This is a genomic window from Phenylobacterium sp., from assembly GCF_044236515.1.
GTDB lineage: Bacteria > Pseudomonadota > Alphaproteobacteria > Caulobacterales > Caulobacteraceae > Phenylobacterium.
This window is the reverse complement of the sequence record NZ_JBIIGK010000253.1, coordinates 1-2,847: the sequence shown is the minus strand read 5'-3', so window position 1 is coordinate 2,847 and position 2,847 is coordinate 1. Positions and strand designations below refer to the sequence as shown.

At 71.5% G+C, this 2,847-nt stretch carries 3 protein-coding genes; all 3 read left to right on the top strand.

Going from position 1 to position 2,847, the window contains the following annotated elements:
- Window positions 1-500 (top strand): formate dehydrogenase subunit gamma (locus tag ACILRF_RS15920; RefSeq protein WP_395674620.1); only part of this gene is annotated, 500 nt, incomplete at its 5' end.
- A complete protein-coding gene (locus ACILRF_RS15915) occupies window positions 500-2,062 on the top strand; it encodes a formate dehydrogenase beta subunit (protein ID WP_395674618.1) in 1,563 nt (520 codons plus the stop codon). The genes ACILRF_RS15920 and ACILRF_RS15915, both read left to right, overlap by 1 nt.
- A gap of 1 nt (window position 2,063) precedes the next feature.
- Window positions 2,064-2,847, top strand: a 784-nt coding sequence (locus ACILRF_RS15910; RefSeq protein WP_395674616.1) for a 2Fe-2S iron-sulfur cluster-binding protein, incomplete at its 3' end; no start/stop codon positions are given.

The following is a 2,847-nucleotide window of genomic DNA, read 5'->3' as shown; positions in this document are numbered from 1 at the left end:
CCGCGAGACGCCCGGCGTCGGGAGGATGGATGAGCCGGTTCCAGCCGTGGAACGCCGACGTCGCGGCTGCGATCGTCGAGGCGCACGACGGGCGCGAGGGGGCCTTGCTGCCCATCCTCCACGACCTGCAGGATGCCTTCGGCCATGTGCCGGAACCGGCGACGGCATTGCTCGCCGCGGCGCTGAACCTGTCGCGGGCCGAAGTGCATGGCGTCATCACCTTCTATCACGACTTCCGGCGCGCGCCGGCCGGCGAGCGGGTGATGAAGCTGTGCCGCGCCGAGGCCTGTCAGGCGCGGGGCGGTCGCGAGGTCGAGCGCGCGGCGCTGGACGCGGCCGGCGTGGCGATGGGCGAGACGCGCGCCGAAGGCCGGCTGACGGTCGAGGCCATCTATTGCCTGGGCCTGTGCGCCAGCGGCCCGGCGGCGTTGGTCGACGGCGAGCCGGTCGGCCGCCTGACCCCGGCGTCGGCCACGGCGCTGGTCCGGAGCCTGGCGTGATGAGCCTGAAGGTCTTCATTCCCGGCGACATGGCGGCGATCGCGGTTGGCGCCGACCGGCTGGTCCGCGCGCTCGGGCGGCTGGCGGCGGAGCGCGGGATCGACCTCGACATCGTCCGCAACGGCTCGCGCGGAATGTTCGAGCTGGAGCCGCTGGTCGAGGTCGAGACGCCAGGCGGCCGGATCGGCTACGCCCGGGTCTATGAGGACGATATTCCGACCCTGCTGGACGCGCTGGTCGCTGGCGGAGGCGATCATCCGACCCGGATCGGCGATCCAGCCGAGTTGCCGTTCCTGAAACGCCAGTCGCGGCTGACCTTCGCCCGCTGCGGGATCACCGACCCGCAGTCGTTGTCGGACTATCAGGCGCACGGCGGGCTGCAGGGCCTCGCCAGGGCGGTCGGAATGACGCCTGAAGCGGTGGTGGAGGCGGTCCGCGCCTCCGGCCTGCGCGGCCGCGGCGGCGCCGGCTTCCCGGCCGGGATCAAGTGGGAGACGGTGCGCCTCGCGCCCGCAGCCCAGAAGTACGTGGTCTGCAATGCCGACGAGGGCGACAGCGGGACGTTCGCCGACCGCATGCTGCTGGAAGGCGATCCCTTCCTGCTGATCGAGGGCATGGCCATCGCCGGCTTCGCGGTCGGGGCGACGAAGGGCTACGTCTACATCCGCTCGGAATATCCGCTGGCGGTGCGCGCCTTCTCGCGCGCCGTCGAGACCGCGCGGGCGGCGGGCCTGCTCGGTCCGAGCGCCAACGGCGGCCGCATGCCGTTCGACATCGAGGTGCGGGTCGGGGCCGGGGCCTATGTCTGCGGCGAGGAGACGGCGCTGCTCGAGAGCCTGGAGGGAAAGCGCGGCATGGTGCGGGCCAAGCCGCCGTTGCCGGCGCACCAGGGCCTGTTCGGCCGGCCGACGCTGATCAACAACGTCCTGACGTTGGCCGCCGTGCCGTTCGTGCTGGCCGAGGGGCCGCAGGCCTACGCCGACTTCGGCATGGGCCGATCGCGCGGGACCATGCCGGTGCAGCTGGCCGGCGACGTCCGCAACGGCGGCCTGTTCGAGACCGCCTTCGGGGTGACCCTGGGCGAGCTCGTGAACGACATCGGCGGCGGCACGCTGAGCGGCCGGCCGGTGCGCGCGGTCCAGGTCGGCGGCCCGCTGGGCGCCTATTTCCCGCCGGCGCTGTTCGACACGCCGTTGGACTACGAGGCCTTCGCGGCGGCCGGCGGGCTCGTGGGCCACGCCGGCGTCGTCGTTTTCAACGACACGGTGGACCTCGCTCAGCAAGCGAGGTTCGCCCTGGAGTTCTGCGCCATCGAGAGCTGCGGCAAGTGCACGCCCTGTCGGCTGGGGGCGGTGCGCGGGCAGGAGACCCTCGACCGCGCGATGGCCGGCGAGGCGGGGCAACTCGCCGTCCTGGAAGACCTGTGCGAGACTATGCGGCTTGGATCGCTCTGCGCCCTCGGCGGGCTGACGCCCTATCCGGTGATGAGCGCGATCCGGCATTTTCCGGAGGACTTCCTGGCGCGTAACGACCGCCGGCAGCCCGCCGTCGAGGAGGTCTGAGTTGGGCCTGATCACCGAGATCGACTACGGCACGCCGGCCTCGACGTCGCAGGCCCGCGTCACCCTGACCATCGACGGCCAGCAGGTCAGCGTGCCGGCCGGGACCTCGCTGATCCGCGCCGCCCAGGCGATGGGCACCCAGATCCCCAAGCTCTGCGCCACCGACAGCCTGGAGGCGTTCGGCTCCTGCCGGCTGTGCCTGGTCGAGATCGACGGCCGTCCCGGCACGCCGGCCGCCTGTACGACGCCGGCGGCCGAGGGCATGGTCGTGCGCACCCAGACGCCGCAGCTCAAGAAGCTGCGCAAGGGGGTGATGGAGCTCTACATCTCCGATCACCCGCTGGACTGCCTGACCTGTTCGGCCAACGGCGACTGCGAGCTGCAGAACATGGCCGGCGCGGTCGGACTGCGCGAGGTCCGCTACGGCTATGAGGGCGAGAACCACCTCGACCTGCCGTGCGACACGTCTAACCCCTATTTCACCTTCGACTCCTCGAAGTGCATCGTCTGCTCGCGCTGCGTGCGGGCCTGCGACGAAGTGCAGGGCACCTTCGCCCTGACGGTCAGCGGCCGCGGGTTCGAGAGCCGGATCGCCGCCAGCGAGAGCCAGCCGTTCCTCGACTCCGAATGCGTCTCGTGCGGCGCCTGCGTCCAGGCCTGCCCGACCGCCGCCCTGAACGAAAAGGCGGTCATCGAGATCGGCACGCCTGAGCATTCGGTGGTGACGACCTGCGCCTATTGCGGCGTCGGCTGCACCTTCAAGGCCGAGATGCGCGGCGAAGAGC